22 protein-coding genes are annotated in these 25734 nt (G+C 39.2%); 17 read left to right on the top strand and 5 right to left on the bottom strand.

Annotated features, from left to right (window positions below; genetic code table 11):
- Positions 1-278 precede the first annotated feature (278 nt).
- The 12 genes from A6D97_RS12665 (at position 279) to wecA (A6D97_RS12610) (ending at position 13866) form a co-directional block, all read left to right on the top strand.
- Positions 279-1532 (top strand): oligosaccharide flippase family protein, encoded by a 1254-nt coding sequence (locus tag A6D97_RS12665; RefSeq protein WP_065584518.1) that lies wholly within the window; start codon positions 279-281, stop codon positions 1530-1532.
- Positions 1525-2514: a nitroreductase family protein gene (locus A6D97_RS12660; RefSeq protein ID WP_065584517.1), complete on the top strand. Its 990-nt coding sequence runs from the start codon at positions 1525-1527 to the stop codon at positions 2512-2514. Before A6D97_RS12665 ends, A6D97_RS12660 begins: the two co-directional genes overlap by 8 nt.
- A 2-nt stretch (positions 2515-2516) precedes the next feature.
- Positions 2517-3629, top strand: coding sequence for a polysaccharide pyruvyl transferase family protein (locus A6D97_RS12655; RefSeq protein WP_065584516.1), 1113 nt, complete (start codon positions 2517-2519; stop codon positions 3627-3629).
- Positions 3622-4713 carry a glycosyltransferase gene (locus A6D97_RS12650; RefSeq protein ID WP_065584515.1) on the top strand — a complete coding sequence of 364 codons (1092 nt, stop codon included), beginning with the start codon at positions 3622-3624 and terminating at the stop codon, positions 4711-4713. Before A6D97_RS12655 ends, A6D97_RS12650 begins: the two co-directional genes overlap by 8 nt.
- A 349-nt stretch (positions 4714-5062) precedes the next feature.
- Positions 5063-5983 carry an O-antigen ligase family protein gene (locus tag A6D97_RS12645; RefSeq protein WP_170791824.1) on the top strand — a complete coding sequence of 307 codons (921 nt, stop codon included), beginning with the start codon at positions 5063-5065 and terminating at the stop codon, positions 5981-5983.
- Between the two features lie 39 nt (positions 5984-6022).
- Positions 6023-7114 carry a glycosyltransferase gene (locus A6D97_RS12640; RefSeq protein ID WP_065584513.1) on the top strand — a complete coding sequence of 364 codons (1092 nt, stop codon included), beginning with the start codon at positions 6023-6025 and terminating at the stop codon, positions 7112-7114.
- Positions 7107-8402: a hypothetical protein gene (locus A6D97_RS12635; RefSeq protein ID WP_083190235.1), complete on the top strand. Its 1296-nt coding sequence runs from the start codon at positions 7107-7109 to the stop codon at positions 8400-8402. The genes A6D97_RS12640 and A6D97_RS12635 overlap by 8 nt, the downstream gene beginning before the upstream one ends.
- Positions 8389-9216: a glycosyltransferase gene (locus A6D97_RS12630; RefSeq protein WP_240492699.1), complete on the top strand. Its 828-nt coding sequence runs from the start codon at positions 8389-8391 to the stop codon at positions 9214-9216. Before A6D97_RS12635 ends, A6D97_RS12630 begins: the two co-directional genes overlap by 14 nt.
- Before the next feature lie 238 nt (positions 9217-9454).
- Entirely contained in the window at positions 9455-10621 is a 1167-nt protein-coding gene (locus A6D97_RS12625) for a nucleotide sugar dehydrogenase (RefSeq protein ID WP_065584512.1), read from the top strand.
- Positions 10622-10631: 10 nt separating this feature from the next.
- Positions 10632-11636, top strand: a complete 1005-nt coding sequence (locus tag A6D97_RS12620; RefSeq protein ID WP_065584511.1) for an NAD-dependent epimerase — start codon at positions 10632-10634, stop codon at positions 11634-11636.
- A 184-nt stretch (positions 11637-11820) separates the two neighbouring features.
- Entirely contained in the window at positions 11821-12687 is an 867-nt protein-coding gene (galU, locus tag A6D97_RS12615; protein ID WP_065584510.1) for a UTP--glucose-1-phosphate uridylyltransferase GalU, read from the top strand.
- A 99-nt stretch (positions 12688-12786) separates the two neighbouring features.
- Positions 12787-13866, top strand: coding sequence for a UDP-N-acetylglucosamine--undecaprenyl-phosphate N-acetylglucosaminephosphotransferase (gene wecA, locus A6D97_RS12610; RefSeq protein WP_065584509.1), 1080 nt, complete (start codon positions 12787-12789; stop codon positions 13864-13866).
- 230 nt (positions 13867-14096) lie between these two features.
- On the opposite strand, the gene wecA (A6D97_RS12605) is transcribed toward wecA (A6D97_RS12610), so the two are convergent.
- Positions 14097-15161, bottom strand: coding sequence for a UDP-N-acetylglucosamine--undecaprenyl-phosphate N-acetylglucosaminephosphotransferase (gene wecA, locus A6D97_RS12605; protein ID WP_065584508.1), 1065 nt, complete (start codon positions 15159-15161; stop codon positions 14097-14099).
- A 349-nt stretch (positions 15162-15510) separates the two neighbouring features.
- Between wecA (A6D97_RS12605) and gpmM the strand changes: the two genes are divergently transcribed.
- From gpmM to A6D97_RS12590, 3 genes are all read left to right on the top strand, one after another.
- Positions 15511-17043, top strand: coding sequence for a 2,3-bisphosphoglycerate-independent phosphoglycerate mutase (gene gpmM, locus A6D97_RS12600; RefSeq protein ID WP_017060549.1), 1533 nt, complete (start codon positions 15511-15513; stop codon positions 17041-17043).
- A 320-nt stretch (positions 17044-17363) separates the two neighbouring features.
- Positions 17364-17810, top strand: a complete 447-nt coding sequence (locus A6D97_RS12595) for an HI0074 family nucleotidyltransferase substrate-binding subunit (RefSeq protein ID WP_065584507.1) — start codon at positions 17364-17366, stop codon at positions 17808-17810.
- Positions 17800-18123: a nucleotidyltransferase domain-containing protein gene (locus tag A6D97_RS12590; protein ID WP_017063157.1), complete on the top strand. Its 324-nt coding sequence runs from the start codon at positions 17800-17802 to the stop codon at positions 18121-18123. The genes A6D97_RS12595 and A6D97_RS12590 overlap by 11 nt, the downstream gene beginning before the upstream one ends.
- Before the next feature lie 15 nt (positions 18124-18138).
- Here A6D97_RS12590 and A6D97_RS22310 read toward each other — a convergent pair whose 3' ends face one another.
- The 3 genes from A6D97_RS22310 to A6D97_RS12575 all read right to left on the bottom strand — a co-directional run bounded on the left by A6D97_RS22310 (position 18139) and on the right by A6D97_RS12575 (position 20383).
- Positions 18139-18264, bottom strand: coding sequence for a hypothetical protein (locus A6D97_RS22310; protein WP_260302023.1), 126 nt, complete (start codon positions 18262-18264; stop codon positions 18139-18141).
- Between the two features lie 171 nt (positions 18265-18435).
- Positions 18436-18921: a methylated-DNA--[protein]-cysteine S-methyltransferase gene (locus tag A6D97_RS12580; RefSeq protein WP_017063159.1), complete on the bottom strand. Its 486-nt coding sequence runs from the start codon at positions 18919-18921 to the stop codon at positions 18436-18438.
- 112 nt (positions 18922-19033) lie between these two features.
- Positions 19034-20383: an MATE family efflux transporter gene (locus A6D97_RS12575; RefSeq protein WP_065584506.1), complete on the bottom strand. Its 1350-nt coding sequence runs from the start codon at positions 20381-20383 to the stop codon at positions 19034-19036.
- 218 nt (positions 20384-20601) lie between these two features.
- On the opposite strand from A6D97_RS12575, the gene A6D97_RS12570 reads away from it, so the two are divergent.
- Both A6D97_RS12570 and groL read left to right on the top strand, forming a co-directional pair.
- The gene (locus A6D97_RS12570; protein ID WP_010433998.1) at positions 20602-20892 is read left to right on the top strand and encodes a co-chaperone GroES; all 291 of its coding nucleotides are present in this window, start codon (positions 20602-20604) and stop codon (positions 20890-20892) included.
- Positions 20893-21098: 206 nt separating this feature from the next.
- Positions 21099-22745 carry a chaperonin GroEL gene (gene groL / locus A6D97_RS12565; protein WP_065584505.1) on the top strand — a complete coding sequence of 549 codons (1647 nt, stop codon included), beginning with the start codon at positions 21099-21101 and terminating at the stop codon, positions 22743-22745.
- Positions 22746-22897: 152 nt separating this feature from the next.
- Here the strand turns inward: groL and A6D97_RS12560 are convergent, their stop codons facing one another.
- Positions 22898-25318 carry an ATP-binding protein gene (locus A6D97_RS12560; RefSeq protein WP_065584504.1) on the bottom strand — a complete coding sequence of 807 codons (2421 nt, stop codon included), beginning with the start codon at positions 25316-25318 and terminating at the stop codon, positions 22898-22900.
- Positions 25319-25734 lie beyond the last annotated feature (416 nt).

Below are 25734 nucleotides of genomic sequence, written 5' to 3'. Positions count from 1 at the left end.
TAAATTTTATAAGATACTATTTAAAATAGACTATCTCAAAATGAATGAGAGTTTTGTGTAAAAACGTTGAGAAAAAATATCAAATATCACTTCGTGTAATTTAAAGTCTTGTAAGGTTTAATTTTAGAGAAAATGATTGAAATACGCTAAAGTACCACAAAATATGCGTGATGAATTCTGAGTTATTTTTGAGAGGTTTTGTAAGCCCTATGTAACAGTGATATTCATACTATTTCTTTCCCTTAGGTAAGTGTATATGTTTTTTTTAATAAGAGAAAATGTTGAGTAAACTAAAAAAAGACCTATCAATAACTTTTTTAGGGTCAATAATAAATGCTGTATGTAACATAATATGGTTAGCTTTAATATCAAGAGAATATGGAGTAGAAAAATACGGAATATATGTAATTTGTCAGAATTTAGGTGTGTTTATAGCTACATTTGCTAGTGTCAGAACCGGTGACTTGATATACAAAAATCACAAAGAAAACTCACTTTATAATTTCATAAAACTATTTTCCTTTATATTGACAATGGTTGTTTCAATATTAGTATTTGTTGCTTGTTATTCCTTCATTGACTATGTTAGTGAGAGCATATATTCCGAAATACCGAAGAATATGATTGTGTTATCTTTTGTTTACATAATTTTATTTAGTTTTAATAATTACGCACTTGCTATTTTGAGATGTGAAGGGAAGTTCAATACGTTAGTGAAAGTTGAATCTACGCTTAAAGTTATCCAGTTACTGACGGGAGTAGTGTTACTTAATTTCACAAGTTTACTAAGTAAAGTCGAATATATTTTTTATATATGGTTTAGTTTCAATAGTATATTGCAGATAGTACTAATTGTTTTTGCAACCAAAGGTGTTTTTAATAATTTCTCTTTTTGTGACTTTAAAATTAATTATTTGTCAAATAAAGATAAAATATTAAATGTATTATTTCACTCCAATTTGTTAGGATACTTCAAAATAGCAACTAGCCCAGGAGATACTTTTTTAATTGGATTGTTTGCGGGGGCGCATCAAGTTGCTATTTATAATGTGGCGCTTCAAGTGATCAACATTGGAGTGCTAGTTAAAAATAATTTAAGTAATGTTCTTACCGCGAAGATAATACAATTATATAATGGCAGTATAAGTACTCTAAAGACTTTTGTTTTTAATTACATGGCTATAACTTCAATTTTATCTGTGTTGTTTATATTGTTTATATGGTTTTTAGGTAAGCCTATACTTGATATTTTTTTTGGAACACAACCAGATGAAATATTGTTGCTTTTAGTGTTAATGTCATTTAACTATGTTATCACTCTCATTTCACTTTGTTATTACCCTATAGCTTTATCTGCTGGAGATCTAAAATCTCGAACAATATTGCTAACTGTGAAAATATTATTCCTTATTAGTTATATACTTCTGTTTGAATTGTCTGCTATAGCTTTCGTAATAATAGAGCTTGTATTTTCAATTATAATAAGATTAATTAATGACTATCCGTTACATAAAAAGGTTTTTCATGTTTAAAAAACTGTTAAAAAGAGTATCTCTAATTGTTTATTCTAAGAGGTTGATTAGAGCGATTTTACAAATCTCAGCAAACTATCTGGCTGATTGTAAGAGATATATTAAGTATTCTTCTTCAATAAAGTTTGATGATGATATAAGCAAGCTGGAGGGAAGAATATGCGTTTTTTATCATGCTCTAGAAAAAGGGTTGTCATTACCAAATCCACGTAAGGGGTTTGGTGAGCAAAAAACGTCAGATTTGATCGACTTTACAGTTAAATACGCCTCATTTAAAAAACATAACCCTGCACTTATTTCAACCGTTTCAGGTGTACTTGAAGAATACTTTAAATTCAACAGTGGTTTTCTGAGCGAAGAGCTAGAGATTAAATATAAAAGGCAATATCAAGAAAAGTTACATATTAAACCAAGTTGCATATCAGGGACAACAGTAGTTTATAAGCCAAGAATGTCTTTTGATGAATATAGTGAATTTTCAAAAGCTAGGCGTAGTATTAGAGAGTTTATAAACAAACCAATTGAGCGTGAAGAGATTGAAGAATGCATAGAGTTAGCAATATTTACACCATCAGTATGTAACAGACAGCCTTGGAAAGCATATATATACCAAGGTAATGATGATGTACAAACTGCTTTATCTGTTCAGCACGGTAACAAAGGCTTCTGTGATGAATTACAATCGCTAATTCTTGTAACATGTGATAGGTCTAAATTTTGGCATGCACTTGAAAGAAACCAAGCATATATAGATGGAGGTATGTTCTCTATGTCAATAGTAAATGCTTTGCATGCTAAAGGCTTTGGAAGTTGTTGTCTAAATCTTTCTTTAACTAGTTCTCAAGAAATGAAACTACAAAAAACACTAAACATTCCTTTTTCTGAAGTACCAATAATGATGATTACAGTTTCACACTATGAAAATGGAGCAAAAGTAGCTTCATCAGAAAGAATGCCACTTGATATGATTTTAGGTAATTAACAATGAAAATCGGAATTTTAACTTATCATGACACTTTTAACGCTGGTGCCTTTTTACAGACGTTTGCTACCTATGAGTATTTAAAAAAAATAGGACTAGATGTAGAAGTTATTGACTATGTTCCTAAAACTGGTTTTATTAAAGAATATAAAACAAAAGTTATTACAAAACAGCCTTTAAGAGGGATAAGAGCAATTTTATCTCAACGAAAATTTTTAAAGAACAATTTAAATTTGTCTACTAAAAGAGTTATAAGTGACTCATTCGATACTTCTAAAAAACAACTAGCAGGGTTTGACTTGTTAGTTGTAGGTTCAGATACTGTTTTTGAAGTAAGACCTAGAGAAAAAGCTTTCGCTCCCGAAATTCCTAATATTTACTATTTGCCCGCAGATCTAGAATGCAAAAAAGTATCTTTTGCTGCTTCTGCAGATAAATCTGATTTCAGTCTACTCAATGCAAAGCAAAATAAATACTTAAAAGATTCATTGCAAAACTTTTCTCATTTATCTGTTAGAGATAAGTTCACTCAGAATTCACTCTCAACGATTGCTAACGTTTCATCAGATTTAGTATTTGATCCCACTTTCTTAATCGAATTCCCTAGTACAGGTGTGGAACGGAAATTGAAAGGATTTGGGAAGTTTGCGATTTTAAATGTTGCAAATAAGAAGTTTGGACAAATTGTTGCGAATGAATATAAGAGAAGAGGGTGGACGATAGTTTGTCCTACAAAATGTAGTTTGGCCGATGTGAATTTAAATGGATTAATAAATCCACTCGAATGGGCAGAACTCTACAAGTTTGCACAATTTACGGTAACAGATCGTTTTCATGGCACTATTTTTAGCCTTAAAGCTAACTGTCCGGTACTTTCAATTGATGATGCGGTAGAGTATAAGAATCAAACAAGCAAAAAAGAAGATATGCTTGCCAGACTAGATCTTATTTCACTTTTAGTCGATTATGAAGCTGTAAATGCAATATCACATAGCGATATTGGTAAGTTGATTGAAAATACGATGAAGGATTGGGATGAGTCTAAAATTATTAATAGTTTAGAGATGGCTGCCAATGTATCAAAGAGCTATTGGTCAAAGGTTCTTTATGATTAATATAGGTTTTTACGTACCAAAGTTAAATGGTGGTGGAGCGGAGAGAGTCTTTGTTAACCTTGCTAATGAGATGTCAAAAAATGAAAACTACAATGTTTTTATTTTTGTCTCAAAAATGGGCGGGGAGTACGATGATCTAGTTTCTGACTCTGTAAGGTTTATATCTTTAGGTAATGTTTCATTGCTAAAAAGCATTATTCCTTTAGCAAAGTTTTTAAAGAAATATTCTATTAATAACCTATTTTGTGGAATGCCATTCCCTAATTTGCTTGGTGTCATTCAGAAAGTAGTTAACCCTAAGTTGTACTTAACTCTGGTCGAACATAATGATTTAAGTGTCCAACTACGCGAAGGTACGGGAGGTTGGAGGAAAAAGGTAACTCCCATTATCATTAGACATACCTACTTTATTGCAAATAAAATAATATGTGTTTCTGGCGGGGTCAAAGATTTTGTTTTATCTTGCGATTCGAAATTGATAAATAAAACAGAAGTAATATACAATCCAATATACTCTAATGAATTAGTTAACAAAAGCTTAGAGCCATTAGTTGATGATGACTTTGTTAAGGCTGATTTAACGCTGATTACAGTCGCGAGACTTAATAGGCAAAAAAATTTGTCACTTTTTATCGATGTTTGTAATGAACTTAAATCTAGGGATATGTCATTCAAAGCTTATATATTGGGTGAAGGTGAAGAAAGAACTAAACTTGAGAATAAAATTAAGTGCATGGACTTATACAATAATGTTAAGTTAGTTGGTTTCAAAAAAAATCCATATAATTATGTACGAGAATCAGATGTATTCTTACTTACCTCTAAATGGGAAGGCTTTGGAAATGTAATTGTAGAATCGGCAAGCTGTCATACGCCAGTGGTTAGTGTCAATTGTCCAAGCGGTCCTGCTGAAGTTATTGATTTTTTGAAGTGTGGTGAACTCGTTGATAGCTATGATCCTAGAGTATTAGCCCAAGCTATAATCTCTTGTAACAATAACAAATACACAATATTAGAAAGCAACCTTTTAGAATTATCTATTAGAAAAATAGCTAATAAATATCTTGAAGTTACTTTTGATTGAGTTTTATTAATTAGGATAAGATTAGTATTGTATATTAAAAAATATAAGGAGCTAAAGTATCGCACTTAATAAAAATAGAGAGTTTTTTTTTATAGTCATTTTTTGCTTTGCATATTTGTTCTATCGCTCTTTTAGTCCTATTCTTTTCTATATAAGTTGGGGACTGCAGTTTTTACTCGCAGCTTATGTCATAGTTTTTGTTTTTTATGTAAAAGAGCTGAAAAAAATATCAGTTAAGTTGTTCTGCTTTTTTTTTCCATGGTTAATGCTTTCTATATTTTTAACTCCTCAATATGACTACGTTGATCATCATATTAGAACATTAATAATTTCATTTTGGTATACATTTGTGTCCATTTTACTTATTGGATATTTTGAACATAAAAAAATAAATTTACATTTAATTTCATCATCATTATTATATATTTGGTCTTGGCTTAATATATTCCTATTGTTTCTATTTTTAATTGGATTATATATACCACCTAAAGGTGATTTCTCAGGAGTTTTTCATGATCGAAATGTATATGCCATAAGTTCTGTATTGGTAGTTATTTTCTATTATTGTACCAACAAATTTTGCGATATAAAAATAGGGCTATTAGCAAAAGTTACAATAACGACTTTATTGATTAGCATTTTGATTTCAAAATCTGTTACAGGGTTTATTGGAATAATTGTTATTTCTATAATGGTTTCTCAATCGAAAAAAACTGTAAGTAAAGCTGTAGCATTTTTTATCCTTATCTCTTTTTTAATTGCATTCTTTACCATAGATAATCCACTCCTTGAAAGGATGTCCCGATTTTCTATGATATTTACTGGTGATTATTCTCAGTTAAATAATAATGAAAGTGCATTTTTGAGGTTCTATTTACTAGAATCAGGTTGGAATCTTTTTATTCAATACTGGCAGACTGGTATTGGTTTAGACTCTGCAAGATATTATGTTTTTTGGCCGACAGATGGCAGAGGAACTTTCTTACATAATAATTACCTTGATATGGCAACTAGTGGTGGGCTATATGTTTTTATTCTATATTTCTTCCCTATGTTATATGTACTATTCAAACTAATGGTACAGAGGGGTTTGATTCGTAATAGGAAGTTAAAATTATATTGGTCTTTAGCTTTTTACACCTTGTTATATAAATTGCTTTATAACTTTACTTGGCCAGATTATTTTGAGTTTGGCATGGTTTTTTTCTATATATTGGGTGTATATTCATATTTTAAGTTTAAGATCCTCCTTGCACAGTGTGGTTCATGATTCGGTAATGGTAGAGTTAAAAATAATTGGTAAGTGATTATGAATAGAAAAAAAAAGATATTGTATATAGTTAGTAATTTAAGACGGACTGGGCCTGTAAACCAATTGTCTTATATCATATCTCATCTAGATTTGGATAAATATGAATGCAGAGTATTAACACTTTCACCTGAACCTATGGACTCAAAATTTGAAAGCTATGTTTCCCAAGGGATCATTGTGGATACTCTTTCTTTAACTCGTGTTCAAAGTGTCTTGTTTGGTAGCTCTAAGTTGTCTCAATATGTAAATAATTATTCTCCAGATATTATTCAGACACAAGGGGTTCGAGCTGATTCATTGGGTTGCGCTCTTAAAAATAAAATTCCTTGGGTTACTACTTCTCGAAATTTCCCAATTGAGGATTATCCATCAAAGTTTGGTAAAATTAAAGGAACGTTGATGGCCAAAAAGCATATTAAAGTGTTGGCTCAGTGCAAATATTTGGTTTCTTGTTCTAATGCGATTGCATCTAAATTGAAAACTGTTGGTATAACGTCAACAGTTATTTCAAACGGTGTTCCTCCAAGCCGTTTTCCTATAATTGAAAATATGGATACAACTACAATTAAGCTGATTACAGTTGGTAGTCTTATTCCAAGAAAGAATATGGAGTACTTAGTAAGACTTAGTAACAAGCTTGATGAGTTGAATTTAGAACATGAGTTTTTAGTTTTAGGCGATGGTCCATTATTGAGTGAATTAAAAATGCTCTCTAATGGCCGTATGAAATTTATCGGAAATGTTAATAATGTAGGGGAACATTTATCCAGGTCTAATATTTTCTTGTCATCTTCTTTATCTGAAGGTTTACCCAATACTGTTCTTGAGGCCATATCATTTGGAGTTCCCGTTTTCTTGTCTAATATTCCTCCTCATCGTGAAATAGCAGATAAGTTGCCGAAGAATTCGAGTTTTATTTTCTCATTAAGTACTCCTCCTGAAACTTTGGCTTTAGAGTTTATTGACAATGTTAATAGAATTTGTAGTGTAGATCGAAGTGAGTTGGTTGATGCGGCTAACGATAAGTTTGGTGCGAAGGCTATGTCTGAAAAATATCAAAAAATATATGAGATTTCTGAAAATGAGTGATGATTATAACCCTTTAGAAAAAATGATTGCACGAGTATTGTCTAGTAGCCCGGGAATAAAGAAGCTTGTAAAGCTTTCCTACTCTTATATCTTTTACCTTCTAAAAAAGAAAGATTATAAATTTTACTCAAACGAAAAGGTTGAAGTCATAGAAGATAATAATAATGAAACCTTTTTTGGCTATTATGATAAAACTCCTGATAATGGGAAAGGGCTTGTATTGGTCTTTAGCACTGCTAGTTCAACAACCCTCTTACCCAGAGATGTAGAATTAATCGAGCTTGATGTTTATTGTCTTAAATCTAAGAAGTTTATTCTTTCAGATAGGATTAAAATTTCAGCTTTTAACTGGCAGCAAGCGAGTAGAGCTCATTGGTTAGATGAGGATATATTTGTTTACAACAACTTTGATTTTTTATCAAACACATATAAAACTTATATGTATTCTATCTCTTCTCAGGAAATTATTGATTCATTTGAAAGTGCTGTTCAAGATTCCTTCAAAAATAAATTCATGCTGTCAATTTGCTATAAGTCTCTTGCATTATTAAGACCCGACTATGGCTATTTTAAACACACAGGTAATACACTGCCAAATTACAATGAAACAGGTATCTTAAAATGTGATTATAGTTCTCATGAAGAGAGAATGTTATTTTCTGTAAGCGATGTTTTTAATTTTAGGTTTGAAGGCAATAAAAATAATTTTAAACACAAATTGAACCATGTAATGATTTCACCTAATGGTGAATTTTTTATCTTCATGCACAGGTATTATAATGATAGTGGAAGAAGATTCGATCGTTTGATCTTAGCTAATTCAAATGGAGACTTATTAAAAGTATTATCAGATTATCAAATGGTTAGTCATTGTTTTTGGTATAATGAAACTACTATACTCGGTTATTTACGCTCTCCTGAAGGTAAAGATGCATACTGGTTAATAAATATAGAATCAGGTACTTTTACAGCGTTTCATGATAATGTTTTTGTCAATCGGGGGGATGGACACCCATCTGTCAATGGTAATTATATCATTACAGATACTTACCCTAATAAATCGAGAATGCAGTCTTTGTTTATGACGAAGAAAAACTGTTCTATGGAAGTTCAAGTTGGTGAGTTTTTTCATGGTTTTAAGTTTTCTGGTGAAACTCGTTGCGACTTACATCCTCGATTCTCAAATGATGGAAACACTATATTCTTTGATTCAATTTTTAGTGGTAAAAGGCAGTTGTGCTATATAGATGTTAGCGTTACAAAAAAGAAGCTTGATGATGATGTATAAAAAAGTTGCTGTTGCAATGTCCGTATATAAATCAGATATCGCCGAAAATATTAAGTTATCTATAGATAGTATTTTGGGGCAAAGTTACTCAAACTTGGATGTTTTTATTGAAGTCGATGGTTATATCTCTGAAGATTGTGTTGAACTATTAAATTTATACTCTAAATTAGATAACGTATTTGTTAATTTTAATTCAGAAAACCGAGGTTTAGCAACTCGGTTAAATAGCATTATTGATAAAATAATAGAAATTGGTGAATATACTTATATTGCTAGGATGGATGCTGATGACATTGCGTTTACAGAAAGAATTACTGAGCAAGTAAATTTTTTAGATGAAAATTCAGAAGTATCTGTTGTTGGTACCGATTTGATTGAAATTTCTGATTCAGGAGAGGAGATTTTTCATAAGAAGATGTATTATGATCATCATAGTATTTCTATTGCTATTATTAGAAAGTGCCCTTTTAGCCATCCAACAGTAATGTTTAGGGAAAATGTTTTTAGTAAATCTTATATTCGGTACAAACCAGAACTAATGAATACGCAAGATTATTATTTATGGGTTGACTTATTAAGTGCTGGTCATATATTTGCAAACATTCCTCGACCGTTACTTTATTATAGGGTTAATGACGACTTTCATTCGAGAAGGGGGTGGAATAAAGCTATGAACGATTTACGGTCTAGAGTTTATGCCTTCAAAAAATTGGATGTGCTTTCTTTTTCAAATGTTCTTCATACATTGATGCTTTTCTTACTCAGAATTTCCCCATCATTTGTTAAATCTGCAGCGTATAAGTTTCTGAGGTAGTTAGACAATTTAACTTTTAATTTTTTCTGGCCCTAAACTAAACTGTTATCTTTTTTATTTTGAGGTGAATTTTGTCTTTTTACCTTTTGTTACAACAGTCATTTAGAGAACGGATATTTATAGCTAGATAGCTTTATCCATATTATTTAACGAACACTCTAGAAATCTCATACTATTTACAAGTATGAAAATTGATTTTTATTTAATCTAATCTATTAACTCACCAGTTGGCTAACATATGAAAATTGCAATTGCCGGAACAGGCTATGTAGGCTTATCAAATGCGATGTTGTTATCACAGCATCATGATGTTGTCGCAGTCGATATTATCGAAGAAAAAGTAAAATTACTGAACGATAAATTATCTCCAATCGTTGATGCTGAAATCGAAGATTTCCTGGCGAATAAGCCATTAAACTTCACCGCGACACTCGATAAAGAGTTAGCGTATGCTGATGCGGAATACGTCATCATCGCGACACCCACGGATTACGATGTTGAAACTAACTACTTCAATACCTCTTCAGTGGAAGCGGTAATTAAAGATGTGATGGCGATTAACCCAAATGCGGTGATGGTGATCAAATCTACCGTGCCTGTGGGTTATACCGCCCGTATTAAAGCGGAACTTGAATGTGAAAACCTGATGTTCTCACCGGAGTTTTTACGTGAAGGTAAAGCGTTATACGATAACCTGCACCCGTCTCGCATTGTAGTTGGTGAGCGCTCTGAACGTGCACAAGTTTTTGCGAACCTGTTGTTAGAAGGCGCGGTTAAAAAAGACGTTGAGGTCCTTTATACCGATTCAACCGAAGCCGAAGCGGTAAAGCTGTTCTCTAACACCTATTTGGCACTTCGTGTCGCTTACTTTAATGAGCTAGATACTTACGCAGAATCCCACGGGTTAGATACGCGACAGATTATCGATGGTGTCAGTTTAGACCCTCGCATTGGTTCGCACTACAACAACCCTTCATTTGGTTATGGTGGTTACTGCTTACCAAAAGACACCAAGCAACTACGTGCTAACTACTCTGATGTTCCAAATAATATTATTGGAGCGATTGTCGATTCTAATACTACACGTAAAGATTTTATTGCCGACTCTATTATTAAAAGAAACCCAAGACGCGTTGGTATTTACCGATTAGTGATGAAGTCTGGCTCTGACAATTTCCGCGCTTCGAGTATTCAAGGCATTATGAAGCGCCTTAAAGCAAAAGGCATTGAAGTAGTGGTGTTCGAACCCGAACTTAAAGAAAAAGAGTTCTTTCGCTCATTAGTGTTAACGGATTTCGAGCAGTTTAAGTCAAGCTGTGATGTAATTGTCTCAAACCGCATGGCTCAAGAGTTAGCGGATGTAAAAGACAAAGTGTATACACGTGATCTATTCGGTTCAGATTAAGGATTAAGTAATGAAGTATTTGGTAACAGGCGCAGCGGGTTTTATTGGCAGTGCTGTGGTAGAACAGTTAACTGCAAAAGGCCATCAAGTTGTTGGTGTTGATAACCTAAATGATTACTACGATGTCGCTTTGAAAGAAGCGCGCTTGAATCGCATCCAGCATGACGACTTCAAATTGGTTCATTTGGATATCGCCGATCGTGATGGCGTAGCTAGCTTGTTTGACGCTGAGCAATTTGATCAAGTGATTCACTTGGCTGCACAAGCGGGTGTTCGCTATTCCATTGAAAACCCACACGCGTATGCGGATTCCAACTTAGTCGGTCATTTGAACATTCTTGAAGGGTGTCGTCATAATAAAGTGAAGCACTTGGTTTATGCCTCTTCAAGTTCTGTATACGGGTTGAATGCTAAAACACCGTTTGCAACGTCAGATTCGGTGGATCACCCCGTTTCATTGTACGCAGCGACCAAGAAGTCTAATGAGCTGATGGCGCACAGCTATTCTCACTTATACGACATTCCAACCACAGGCCTGCGTTTCTTTACCGTGTATGGCTCATGGGGCCGCCCTGATATGGCGCCGTTTATCTTCACTAAGAAGATTTTGGATGGCGACACAATCGATATCAACAACAACGGTGACATGTGGCGTGATTTTACTCACGTCAATGATATTGTTGAAGGCGTGGTGCGCATCGCGGATGTGGTACCAACACGTGATAACGATTGGACAGTAGAAGCGGGCTCTCCAGCAACCAGCTCTGCGCCTTATGCGGTGTATAACATTGGTCATGGCTCTCCAATCAACCTGATGGATTTTGTGAAGGCGATTGAAGACGAGCTAGGCGTTGAAGCGAAGAAAAACTTTCGTGAAATGCAACCTGGTGATGTTTACCAAACTTATGCTGACACACAAGACTTGTTTGCAGCTACGGGCTACACGCCAAAAGTAACGGTTAAAGAAGGCGTCGCTGAATTTATTCAGTGGTACCGCGAGTTTTACAATAAGTAACTCTCTATAGGGGCGTACTTAAAGTGCGCCTCTAGGAAATACCTGCATTTATAAAAATAAAAAATTCTTATATCTATAGTGTCTTGTTTCAATTTTGATGTTGAGACACTTCGTTTCGGTATTTCCAATACTATCCGCAATATTTTATACATACGTCAGTTAATAAAACATAAGAAATTAAATAATGATTAAACACTGCTTATTCCCCGCCGCTGGTTATGGCACGCGCTTTTTACCTGCAACTAAATCCATGCCAAAAGAAATGATGCCTATCGTTAACAAGCCGTTGATTGAATATGGCGTTGATGAAGCCATTCAAGCGGGCATGACCAGCATGGCCGTTGTTACTGGCCGTGGTAAAAGCTCGTTAATGGATCACTTTGATAAGAACTACGAGCTTGAGCACCAAATCCAAGGCACCAATAAAGAGTCTTTGCTGGATGACATTCGTTCCTTGATCGACTCCGCTCAGTTTACCTACATTCGCCAACGTGAAATGAAAGGGCTAGGCCATGCTATTTTAACGGGCAAAGAACTGGTGGGTGATAACCCATTTGCTGTGGTATTGGCCGATGACCTTTGCATTAATGATGACCAAGGCGTGCTAGCACAAATGGCCGCGCTGTACCGTCAGTTCCGCTGCTCTATTGTCGCGGTAGAAGAAGTACCAGAATCGGAAACGCATAAGTACGGTGTGATTGCCGGCGAGCACCTAAGTGATGACCTGATTCGCATTACCGATATGGTCGAGAAGCCTGAGCAAGGTACTGCACCAAGTAATCTCGCGATTATTGGTCGCTATATTCTAACTCCAGATATCTTCGATATTTTGGAAGACACACAGCCGGGTAAAGGCGGCGAAATCCAAATTACGGATGCGCTTTTAGAACAAGCCAAAAATGGTTGTGTGATTGCGTATAAGTTTAAAGGTAAACGTTTTGACTGTGGCAGTGTCGATGGTTACATCGAGGCGACGAACTACTGTTATCAAAATGTCTACCTCAAAGGTAACAAAGCCGAAATGGATAAAACAGCAACTGAAAAGGTGTAGTGAATCCAAATTTGATGAATCGCGATGGCAGTTTTTATTGTCGTCGCTTCATCGTTCTACTGAATTACCTTTATCTAATAACCCAAAGGGCTTAAATCAATGTCGCTGTTTGATTACCTTATCGAACTCTCTATGTTCTTCTTTCTTGCCCTTGCGGTGTTGTATTGTATGCGAAAAGTCGGCTACGCCATTGGCTTAGTTGATAAACCGAATGCTAGAAAACATCATGAGGGTGTGGTCCCTTTGGTGGGCGGTATTTCCCTTTGTATTACCTTGTTGTACTTCTTCTACGTGAGTGCGTCAGAAATCAATAACATAGAGGTAATCGCCACGTGCTTAACGATACTGGTGCTGATCGGTGTGGCAGATGACCGCTTCGATATCAGTTTTAAACTTCGCATGGGTGTGCAAGCTGTCTTGACGCTGATCGTAATGCATTATACCGGTCTAACGCTTTCTCATGTTGGTAATGCGTTTGGGTTTGGTGTTTGGGACTTTCCGGTTGCCATCGATTATGTTGTTACCATATTAGCTGTGATCGGTGCAATTAACGCTTTTAACATGGTTGATGGTATTGATGGGCTGCTGGGTGGCTTAAGCATGGTAGTGTTTGCATCGTTGGGTGTGGTGTTCTTTGCTTATGAAATCGAGTTTTACACCTTTTTTATGGCTGTGATGGTGGTGATCTTATTACCCTTTGTTCTGTTCAATTTAGGGTATTTTGGCAAACTACGTAAAGTGTTTATGGGCGATGCCGGTAGCATGATGATCGGCTTCCTTGTGATTTGGATTTTAATCCGAGGTACTCAACCTGAACACGGTCATTACATGATTCGACCAGTGACGGCCCTATGGTTAATTGCAGTGCCTTTGATTGATATGATGGCCATTATGATCCGTCGTATTCGAAAAGGGCACTCTCCGTTCCAACCTGACCGCGAGCATTTTCACCACATTATGCAGCGTATCGGCTTTACCCCTCGTGAGTCGTTAGTGGTGATCTGTTTGGTGCAGTTGCTGTACTCAACGTTGGGGTTATTGGGCGAATACTTCCAAGTGCCAGAATACATCATGTTCTACACCATTGTTGTGTGTTTCTTCCTCCACACCTACGCGATGACACACTCGTTTAAAATGGCGAAGATTGTAAGAAAGTGGAAGAAGTTAGAAGCGAAATAGTTTGATGTGTCGTTAACGGACAAGTCTACTATCGCAGTGCTTAGCTGGGTAAATTAGAGAGTTAAAGCAGTTAAGTTACAATAGCTCAAACTAAGACAAATATAGAAAAAGAGCCCAATCTTATCGAGATTGGGCTCTTTTGCGTTTAGCTTGAGAAGTTTTAGACTTGAGTGCTTTTGCTCTTAATCATCTTCACTTGAAAACCTAAGCCATTAATACACTGTTAATCACTAGTAGACTTTTTCTGGAAGGTTACGCAAACTTCTAATCCAGCTGGTGATGCGCCAAACATAGCTCATGGCTACAGTGTATGAAGCAAAACACATCATAAACAGGATGAACATGGTCGATTCAGCGATCGCTAGGAATTCACCGTAGATACCGAAGCCAGCGAAGCTACTTGCGATAGCACAAATGATGGCGAGCGTTTGACGCGATGTAAAACCAAGGCGTTGGAAGATGTGGTGTAGGTGTTCACGGTCGGGCTTGAAAGGGGAGTCACCGCGGCGTACGCGTCTGAACATGATGGCAGCCATGTCCATCAGCGGAACAGCAATTAACCACAGTGCAGTAATCGGTCGCATCATAGCTTCTGATGGATCTTGGCTTGCGCCCAGCAGTAACCAAATCACAGTAAAGCCAATCATCATACTGCCAGCATCTCCCATGAAAACCTTACGCTCACGCCCAAGAATGCCAAGATTCATCATGATATAAGGAATGGTTGCGACAATGAACACCACGCATAAATACGCTAAGCCATGTTGGCTGTCGACTTGAAGTAAAACGGCGATACCGCCAAAAGTTACAATAGCAAGCCCACCTAACAATCCATCAATGCCGTCGACCATATTGAACGCGTTAATCGCGCCAATCACTGCGAGTATGGTTACTACAGGGCTCAGGAAGCCTAAATGCAGGTCGCCAGTACCAAACAGGTTACCAATGTTATCTAATCGAATGTCGGCGAAATACATCATGCCGATGGAGAGAATTGCTTGCACCACCAGTCGTATTTTGAAGCTAATGTCGAATTTGTCATCAAGCGCCCCGATAATAATAAGAGCAATAACAGAAGCTAAAAAGAGTGGGCTATGCGGGATGACGTCTGGATGGGTAACGATGAATTGGCCAATGGTTAAGCTGATCGCTATACCACCTACCAATGGGATCGCACCAGTGTGTAACTTTCTCTCATTCGGTTTATCCACTAAGCCAATGGATTTTGCCACTTTTCGCATCAAAAAGAGTGAGGAAAAGGAGAAAAAGCCAACAAATGATAGCTCTAATAACATGATGAACTCTAGCCAATTTTTTGTAGGAGTTTATTTGCGTGTATCTTACGCTAAAACCATCAATATGTACACCTGGTTGAGTATGTTTTGTTCGTTGTTTTTTGAGTGTGACATTTGGTTTTAGTATGTAATTTAGTGATAATAAAGAATGGCTATAACGATGTATTGGGCTGTATTATTTCTAACTTTTCATAGATGCCTTAAACACAAAATGACATTTTTTTCACATCCGATCCTCTTACCTGAGCCCTTTCTTGATCTTCCACTACAGTTTTGACTGTAAACTGTAGTAAAATTACGCTAATTTGTTTTTATACCGATTTATTTTGAATTGAACGAGGTCAGTCCTATGTCAGCTAAGAAGCCAATGGCTCTAGTGATCCTTGACGGTTACGGTTACCGTGAAGACAACCAAGACAACGCTATCGCGAACGCTAAGACTCCAGTTTTAGACGGTCTTATTGCTAACCAACCTAACACGCTAATCTCGGCTTCTGGCTTAGATGTAGGCCTACCTGATGGCCAAATGGGTAACTCTGAAGTGGGTCACACCAACATCGGTGCGGGTCGCGTGGTATACCAAGATCTTACTCGTATTACTAAGTCAATTTCAGATGGTGAGTTCGGCCAAACTGAAACGCTAGTGAACGCTATCGATAAAGCGGTGAAAGCTGAGAAAGCGGTTCACATCATGGGCCTTATGTCTCCAGGTGGCGTTCACTCTCATGAAGATCACATCTACGCAGCTGTTGAAATGGCAGCAGAACGTGGCGCAGAGAAAATCTACCTACACGCATTCCTAGACGGCCGTGATACGCCGCCACGTAGCGCAGAAAACACACTGGCACGTTTCCAAGAACTGTTCGCTAAGCTAGGCAAAGGCCGTGTGGCTTCGCTTATTGGTCGTTACTACGCAATGGACCGTGATAACAACTGGGATCGCGTTCAAGAGTCTTACGACCTGCTGACTCAAGCAAAAGCAGAATTCACGTTTGATACAGCGGTAGCTGGTCTAGAAGCAGCTTACGCTCGTGACGAAAACGATGAGTTCGTTAAAGCGACTGAAATCAAAGCTGAAGGCGAAGAGTCTGCCGCTATCGTTGATGGCGATGCGGTTATCTTCATGAACTACCGTGCCGACCGTGCTCGTGAAATTACACGTGCATTCGTTCCTGATTTCGACGGTTTTGCTCGTAACGTATTCCCAGCGATCGATTTCGTAATGCTGACTCAATACGCGGCAGACATTCCACTTCTATGTGCATTCCCACCGGCTTCTCTAGAGAACACTTACGGTGAATGGCTATCGAAGGAAGGTAAGACGCAGCTACGTATCTCTGAAACAGAGAAATACGCGCACGTTACTTTCTTCTTCAATGGCGGTATCGAAGACGAGTTCGAAGGCGAAGAGCGTCAACTTGTTGCTTCTCCAAAAGTAGCAACTTACGACCTACAGCCAGAAATGAGCGCACCAGAGCTAACTGAAAAGTTAGTTGCAGCGATCAAAGGCGGCAAATACGACGCTATCGTGTGTAACTTCCCTAACTGTGACATGGTTGGCCACACTGGCGTTTACGATGCAGCAGTTAAAGCGGTAGAGTCGCTAGACGAATGTCTTGGCAAAGTGGTTGAAGCAATCAAAGAAGCCGATGGCCAACTGCTTATCACTGCAGACCACGGTAACGCAGAAATGATGGTAAACCCAGAAACGGGCGGCATCCACACAGCGCACACGAACCTACCAGTGCCACTTATCTACGTAGGTAACAAAGACGTTGAGTTCAAAGAGGGCGGTAAACTGTCTGACTTAGCGCCAACGATGCTTTCTTTATCTGGTATCGCAATCCCGGCTGAAATGTCAGGCGATGTGATCGTTAAGTAATTACTGTTTTAGATAAATAGTTTTTAACTTTCATCGAATACTAGAACGGCTGCACGCGAGTGTAGCCGTTTTTTTGTATCTGGAATTTGAGTATAGATACGGGATACGAGTAAACGAGATGCGGGTAAACGAGTAGCGAAGAGCTTAAGGACAGGTATTGGGTAAGAAAAACATGCAGGGGAGAACATAAGGGCACGACCTTAAACAAAAGACGAAAAGAACAGTTTTGATGAATATCGAAAGAGTGACATTTCTTGAATGATTAGGTAGCTTAAGGCTCATACTATACTTGTCTTTTACCTTATATTTAGGCTGTTTATATGAACTCAAACCCAGACCGTTGGAAGCAACGACTGCAAAACTTAATGAAAGCGCAGCAAAGGCTTGAGAGAGCGTGCTCACAAGATAGCTACAATGAGTTAGAGCTCGCTGGGTTAGTACAAACTTTTGAATTTTCTTTCGAACTGACATGGAAGACCCTTAAAGACTTACTTGAGTTTGAAGGGTTTGATGTGGCTTCGCCGAGGAGCGTTTTTCGTACGGCCTTAGAAGCTAAGCACCTGTCTTCGGAGCAGTGTGAGATTATGCTTGAAGCACTCATAAAACGAAATTTATTGTCCCACAGCTATGATGAGGAAAATGTCCTTGAAGCTCAGTCACTGATCTTAGAGTCATTTTCACCAGTGATAGGGCAAGTCACACTCTATTTAAAGCTTAAATGTGATCAAGAGGGTCAATGCGAACAAGAGGTTAAATGTGATCGATAGTTATTTGGTTAAACCAGACTCGGTCGGCCTTAAGCCTCATCAGTATCAGTTGATTGAGGATATTGTTTTGAGTCATGCCGCAGTCATTCATGCCTGGGTATTCGGTTCTAGAGCCCTTGGAACTTATAAAGATAACTCCGACATCGATATTGTTATCGAGGGGCATGGGATTTCGTTAAGTGTCGTCGCAGGCTTGCAAGATCGTTTAGAACAATCGTCACTTCCGTTCAAGGTTGACTTGCTCGTTAAACATAGAATTACATCAAGCGAGTTACTTGCCCATATTGACACTTATGGGATTAAACTAAAGTAACCGAACGTATTATTATCAGCGTAACGGTGATGTTGATTCTTGAACCGATTGTTTACGTTTTGCCAGTTTATCTCGAATCTGAGTACCTGAATTGACTCGGTCATGTTTTTTATCATCAATAGAAAACGATAATAGTTTCATTAGCGCTATAGCTCCATCTCTACGCTTTCGATCTTCATAAGATTCAATCGTATCAGTGGACATTACCATCACCTCTTTGTATGAAATTTTAAATATAGACTATATGTTGTCTGGTGATAATGGCGCTTCTTGATGGCGAAATTTTATATTATTGATCTAGTGAGATAAGGTTTACTTCTTTTTATTTAAGATCGAACGCTCAAAATCTAACAACCACTCTTTGCGATTCATACCGCCGGTGTAGCCGGTTAATGTTCCATTCGCGCCGATGACTCTATGGCAAGGCACAACAATACTAAATGGGTTCTTGCCATTTGCACCACCCACAGCTCTTACTGCTTTTGGGTTATCCATTATTTTCGCTTGTTCACCGTAACTGATGGTTTCGCCATAAGGAATGGTTGTTAAAGCTTGCCAAGCTACTTTTTGAAAGTCAGTGCCTTTTATCGCTCTTAATGGCAAATCGAATTCTATTCGATGACCTGCGAAGTACTCATCTAACTGTTTCGCTGCCAGTTGGCAAAGGTCATCTGGATTGCTAATCATTAGCTCTTCGTGATTTACATGGTCAATTTCAATAAGCGACACACCATTGCTCACAATGATCATCTTGCCAATCGGCGCGTCATAGAACATTTTGTAAGTGGTGTCTTCCATGTCATCTTCCTTTTTTTAGTCTTTTTCTGCTCTCAAGCTCTTCGAATCTCGTAACTGCTCTTAAGCTCTTAAATCTTTTCGCATCCCGGTTACTCGCATCTCGTATCTGCTCTTATATCTTTTCGTATCCCGCATCTGCTTTACCCCTTACACGAAGCGCAAACAAGTACCCTGAAATACCGCCGACAATGTTCCCCAAGGCTAAACCAATAAACAGCCCTTCTACGCCGTCGATTTGGCTGCCTATCCAAGCGAATGGCAAGGTAAAGACAAACAAACGCATGAAGCTCCATTGAAAGGCTTTGAGTGGTTGATGCATGGCATTCATCCCACTGATCAGCATCATCACAATGCCTTGGAATCCATAGCTAAAGGGCACGACTAACAGGTAATGCCACAATATGCCTCGGACGGATTCTTCTTGAGAGAACAGGGCAGCCAAAGGAATGCTCAACGGCACCATCATTAAGAAAATCAAACCTTGGAACATCACAGCAAAACGCATACTCAGAAACAGTGCCTTAAAACTGCGTTGTGGGTTGTTTGCGCCAAAGTTCTGCGCCATGAAAGGCGTAAGCGCCGAAGTAAGAGACATCAACACAATGATAAGAATGGACTCGATACGTTGCGCTGCGCCATACGCCGCCACGGCTTCAGTCCCTTGTTTGGCCAGCATCATCATGATGATAGCGCCGGCAAGTGGGTTCAGAGCGTTAGACAAAGCCGCTGGGGTGCCTATTTTTAAGATCTGTCGCCAGTCACTGACGATGTTTGTCAGCTTAGGCGGCGCAAGCAGTTTTTCTCGCACCATCAATACGTAGAGTGAGCCACACAAAGCACCAAACCAACTGAAACCACTGGCAATCGCAGCGCCTTGAATCCCCAGTTCAGGAAAAGGCCCATATCCGAAGATGAGTAGCGGATCTAAAACGCCATTGATAAGGCCAGCCAGTAGCATAATCTTGGCGGGTGTTTTAGTATCGCCGCTGGCACGAATGGCGCTGTTGCCTGCCATGGGGATGACCAAAAATGGGATCGCGAGATACCACACCGACATGTATTCCGATATCAGTGGCAACAACTCTTGCTTTGCTCCTAGCAGGGTAAACATAGGTTCTAAGGCGATAATACCTAATGTAGACGCGCAGCCGACCAGAAGCAGAGCCAGCAATAAGCCATGACAGGTAAAGCGTGCTGCATTTTGTGCGCTGCCTTGGCCAAGTAATCGACCGATACATGTCGATAAGCCAATACCAATCCCCATGGTGATGCAGTTGATGGCAAAGGTGACTGGAAAGGTAAAACTCACCGCGGCTAAGGCTTGGGTGCCAAGCAATGAGATGAAGAAAGTATCGACGAGGTTAAACATCAAGATCGCCACCATACCGAATATGGTCGGTATGGTCATGGTACGCAATGTACTCTCAATTGGGGCAGTTAATAGCCCGTGCTTATCTTGCATGCAAAACGCCGATAGAAACCAAAAGCGTAGGATAAACAGATGCGGGATACGAGTAAACGAAAAGCAGGGAAAGATGAGGGGTGAGAATCTGCACTTTAGCTCACAATTTTTTCGTTCCCCCCTTGGGATCTTTCACATCGCCCCCAACATATTGTTTGACCCACGCTAATCGTGGCAACTATCAAAATTTAAATGGAAATTATCAGGAGATAAGACCGATGAATATCCGTCCTCTACATGACCGAGTTATCGTTGAGCGCCAAGAAGTTGAATCTAAATCTGCTGGTGGCATCGTTCTAACTGGTTCTGCCGCAGAAAAATCGACTCGCGGTATCATTCTAGCTGTCGGCAAAGGCCGCATTCTAGAAAACGGTTCAGTGCAACCGTTGGACGTAAAAGTTGGCGATACCGTTATCTTTGCTGAAGGTTACGGCACGAAAACTGAAAAAATCGACGGCAAAGAAGTTCTGATTATGTCTGAAAACGACATCATGGCGATCGTCGAGTAATCTATTTTTCATTTAACTCTCAGTAAAAGTTATCAGAGCCAGTATTGGATGATTCATATCGTCATTCCAGAAATGAGGAACGAATTATCTGGAATCTAAACAGAGTGCGATTTGAGTAGATTCTGAATCACGTTCGTCCCTCACTGTTCAGAATGACGCGATAACGCTGAGACGCCCCGAAACAAAGAATTTGAAAGGAAATTAAGATGGCTGCTAAAGACGTTAAATTTGGTAATGACGCACGTATTAAAATGCTAGAAGGTGTAAACGTTCTGGCTGACGCAGTAAAAGTAACGCTAGGTCCTAAAGGCCGTAACGTTGTTCTAGACAAATCATTTGGCGCACCAACGATCACTAAAGATGGTGTTTCAGTTGCACGTGAAATCGAACTTGAAGACAAGTTCCAAAACATGGGCGCGCAAATGGTTAAAGAAGTGGCTTCGCAAGCGAATGACGCGGCGGGCGACGGAACAACAACAGCAACAGTATTGGCTCAGTCGATTATCGCTGAAGGCCTAAAAGCGGTTGCTGCGGGTATGAACCCAATGGATCTTAAGCGCGGTATCGACAAAGCGGTTATCGCGGCTGTTGAAGAGCTGAAGAACCTTTCTGTTCCATGTGCAGATACGAAAGCTATCGCGCAAGTAGGTACTATCTCTGCAAACTCTGACGCTACAGTGGGTAACATCATTGCTGAAGCGATGGAAAAAGTAGGCCGTGATGGCGTTATCACTGTTGAAGAAGGTCAGGCTCTACAAGACGAGCTAGACGTAGTTGAAGGTATGCAGTTCGACCGCGGTTACCTATCTCCTTACTTCATCAACAACCAAGAAGCGGGTTCTGTTGATCTAGAAAGCCCATTTATTCTTCTTATCGACAAGAAGATTTCGAACATTCGTGAGCTTCTTCCGACTCTAGAAGCAGTAGCAAAAGCATCTCGTCCACTTCTTATCATCGCTGAAGATGTAGAAGGCGAAGCGCTAGCAACGCTTGTTGTGAACAACATGCGTGGCATCGTGAAAGTAGCGGCTGTTAAAGCGCCTGGTTTCGGTGACCGTCGTAAGTCTATGCTACAAGATATCGCTATCCTAACGGGCGGTACGGTTATCTCTGAAGAGATCGGCCTAGACCTAGAGAAAGTAACACTAGAAGACCTAGGTCAAGCTAAGCGTGTAACTATCACTAAAGAAAACTCAACCATCATCGATGGCGCGGGCGAAGAAACAATGATCCAAGGTCGCGTTTCTCAAATCCGTCAACAAATCGAAGATGCAACGTCTGACTACGACAAAGAGAAACTTCAAGAGCGCGTAGCTAAGCTAGCTGGCGGTGTTGCAGTAATCAAAGTTGGCGCTGCAACTGAAGTTGAGATGAAAGAGAAGAAAGACCGCGTTGAAGATGCACTTCACGCAACTCGCGCTGCCGTTGAAGAAGGTGTGGTTGCTGGTGGTGGTGTTGCACTTATCCGCGCTGCATCTAAAGTTGCTGGCCTTGAAGGCGACAACGAAGAGCAAAACGTAGGTATCCGTGTTGCACTACGTGCAATGGAATCGCCTATCCGTCAAATCACGAAGAACGCAGGTGATGAAGAATCTGTTGTTGCTAACAACGTTCGTGCTGGCGAAGGTAACTACGGTTACAACGCGGCGACTGGCGAATACGGCGACATGATTGCAATGGGTATCCTAGATCCAACTAAGGTAACTCGCTCTGCACTTCAGTTCGCAGCGTCAGTTGCTGGTCTTATGATCACAACAGAAGCGATGATCACTGATAAGCCACAAGATTCTGGCCCTGCAATGCCTGATATGGGTGGCATGGGCGGTATGGGTGGCATGGGCGGCATGATGTAATCATCCCCCTTTCTCTATAGCAGAGAAAGTCACACATAAGCTTTAGAAAACGGAGACTTCGGTCTCCGTTTTTTTGCTCTTAAGCCTTATTTATTCGCATCCCGTATCTGTATTTCAGCTTCACCATCCCCCTTTTTTCCAAAGCTCCTTGGTCAGCCTGCCTTGTGCGTAAACTGTTGTTCATCAATTTTTTGCAGCATCATGTCACGCTTAAATGGTTTTGGAAGATAATCGTTCATTCCACACTCGAAGCAACGTTTAATATCATCATCGAGCACGGATGCCGTTAAAGCGAGGATATGTGTTGCCTGAAGTTGCAGGTTTTCTTCATAGCGCCTGATTCGCTCTGTTGCCTCAAAGCCATCTACATTCGGCATCATGCAGTCCATCAAGATAAGGCCGATGTCTTGATGATGCCCTTTATATAAATCAATCGCTTCTTGTCCATCATTGGCAACCCAATATTCAATCCCTAACTTATCTAAATTGATACATACCACCTTCTGGTTTACGCGGTTATCTTCAACTACGAGGACTTTTTGACGTACAGTCGCTTCTATCGGCTCAGGTTGATGTTGAGGGGGTTGTGGCTGTGACCTTTCAAGCACGGAGTTCAACATGCTACTTAAGCGGGAACCGAGCATAGGAAGAGTCACATAGCCTGAGATAAAATGACACTCACTCATAGGATCACTAAGATTATCTTTCACTATGATGATTTTCACCTCTGGTGCTAAGCGATGCAGTGTTTTGGCTTGGTTAATATCTTCCATCAAAGCGATCTCTGGGAGGTCAGTTGCCGCCAAGTTTGTTTCGATTGATTTTAGTTGTGGTGAGTAACCAAGGCGGAACAAGTCATCGAGTAAAAGTTTCGATGGCGCATCTGAATAATAGACAACGGTTTGTTTACGATTTTTATGTTCAGAATGATCTGATGGCACTACGGTTAATTGGAAATGAAAGCAACTGCCCACGTCTTTCTCTGACTCAACGTTTATCGAGCCTCCCATAATTTCCACCATACGTGACGAAATACTAAGCCCTAATCCGGTCCCCGCAATATTGGAGGTGATGTTGGTATCTTCTTGGCAAAACGCTTTGAAAATGTGCTCTTGTTGGTCTGCTGCGATACCAATACCCGTATCTCGAACAGAAAACTCGACCACACACTCTGTTTCCAATGATGGAAGCCGTTTAGCGGTGAATACGATAGAGCCTTGTTCTGTAAATTTGATCGCATTTGAGGCTAAATTCATCAACACTTGGCGAATTTTATTCCCATCAACATGAATGTACTCTGGGAGCTCGCCATCAATTTCAACTTCCAACTTAATCTGCTTTTGATAAGCTTTAGAAGAAATCAGAGTCACGCTATCAAACAGCAGCTCTCTTAAGTCTGTCGTATGTGGATTAATTTCCAGTTTACCCGATTCAATTTTGGACAGATCGAGAACATCGTTGATCAACATAAGTAAGGTTTGAGAAGAGGTATAGATAGTCCCAAGGCAGTCTTTCTGTTCTGCGGATAGTTTGGTTTCTGCCAGTATTTCTGACATACCAATCACGCCATTAAGCGGTGTCCGTATCTCATGAGACATATTGGCAAGAAAGGCACTTTTTGCGCGGTTTGCTTGTCGTGCTTTCTCTTGTGAAACAATCAATTGAGTTTCAAGTTGACTGGCACGCCACACAACATAAAGCAGCACCAGTAACGTCACCCCTCCTAATGCGGCTGTCGATAAGTAGCTGTACGACTTTATCTGCGTCAGGCTCTCTGCGATCTGCTTGGGTGTTTCGGTGAAAAGTAAGTTGAGCTCATCTTCAACATGATAAATACTGCTGGTGAGTTCTCCTTTGAGGCCGCTATCAGAGCTGTACCCGACACTCTTTAACCCTCGCTGCAATCGCCAAAAGTGGCGTTTAAAATTATTAAACGAAGCTAATGCACTGATCGTTCGGGAATTCTGTTCTATTTCATCTTGGATTTTGAACAATGAATCGACAATCTTATCTAATGTTGTCTGATCAAAATCGGTAAAGAACTGATACATGAGATCTTGTGTTTCTAAAGTCAATTCTTCAAGCTGCACATTATTGGATTCATGTACGAAGCGCTCAAGTGTCAACGCTGCATTTTTTAGTTTCTCAATGAGCCCAATTTGGTCCCTCTTGCCATGTATGCTGACTAACTCAAGGGCTAATAATGTAAAGGCGGTGTGGTACTCGTCGAGATACTCGACAACTTTGGCATAATTAAAAGAAATATTGAGGTCGCTTCGTACGATTTTCCCATCGATCTCAGCCAGCTTTTCGATCAGCTGACTTCGCTTTATATTGAGTTGTTCTTGAATCTCTGGTTGCCTTGTGGAAACAAACTGCTGCTCTTGTCGTCTGACAGAGAGCATAACGCTATAAGCTTCAGAAAGACTGAGCTGGAGATTAATCATGTCCTGCTCTTTGTTCTTCAGAGCATGGCTAACATAGATATAGAGGCCTAAAAATAACACGATAGCCAAAAAACCACGCGAAATAATCGCTTTAATGGTCTGTTTATTCGTAGGTTCCTTAACCATGATATTCCCACTGTTTCATATCGTTCTGTTCCTATATTAGAATTTAGTTTATTTTCAGAATTTTACGAACATTAGTTTTTGAATACCTGAGGTCTGTTGAGCTTTTATCAATAAATTTTTTAGGATGACATCGCTTTAGATGCGGCAATAAGTGTGTGGGCTATAAGCTTGTGAAACATGTTGATTTTCTCGCCTAGATTTTTGTTTGGAATAATAAGCGTTAGAGCGGAGGTTTCGGTCTCTGTTTTTTTTGCTTTTCGCATCTCGTTCACTCGAATCCCGCATCTGCTCTTAACCATTGCTCTTTATGATTTAGCGGCTTATATTCAACAGTACAGTTATTACATTGATTTAACATGGGTAGCTGTTGAATAAAGGACAATAAATGCTTGATTAAAAATGGATTAATCAAGTGA

This window comes from Vibrio sp. ZF57 (assembly GCF_001691235.1).
GTDB classification, from domain to species: Bacteria; Pseudomonadota; Gammaproteobacteria; order Enterobacterales; family Vibrionaceae; genus Vibrio; species Vibrio crassostreae_C.
This window is presented reverse-complemented; position numbering and strand designations above follow the sequence as displayed.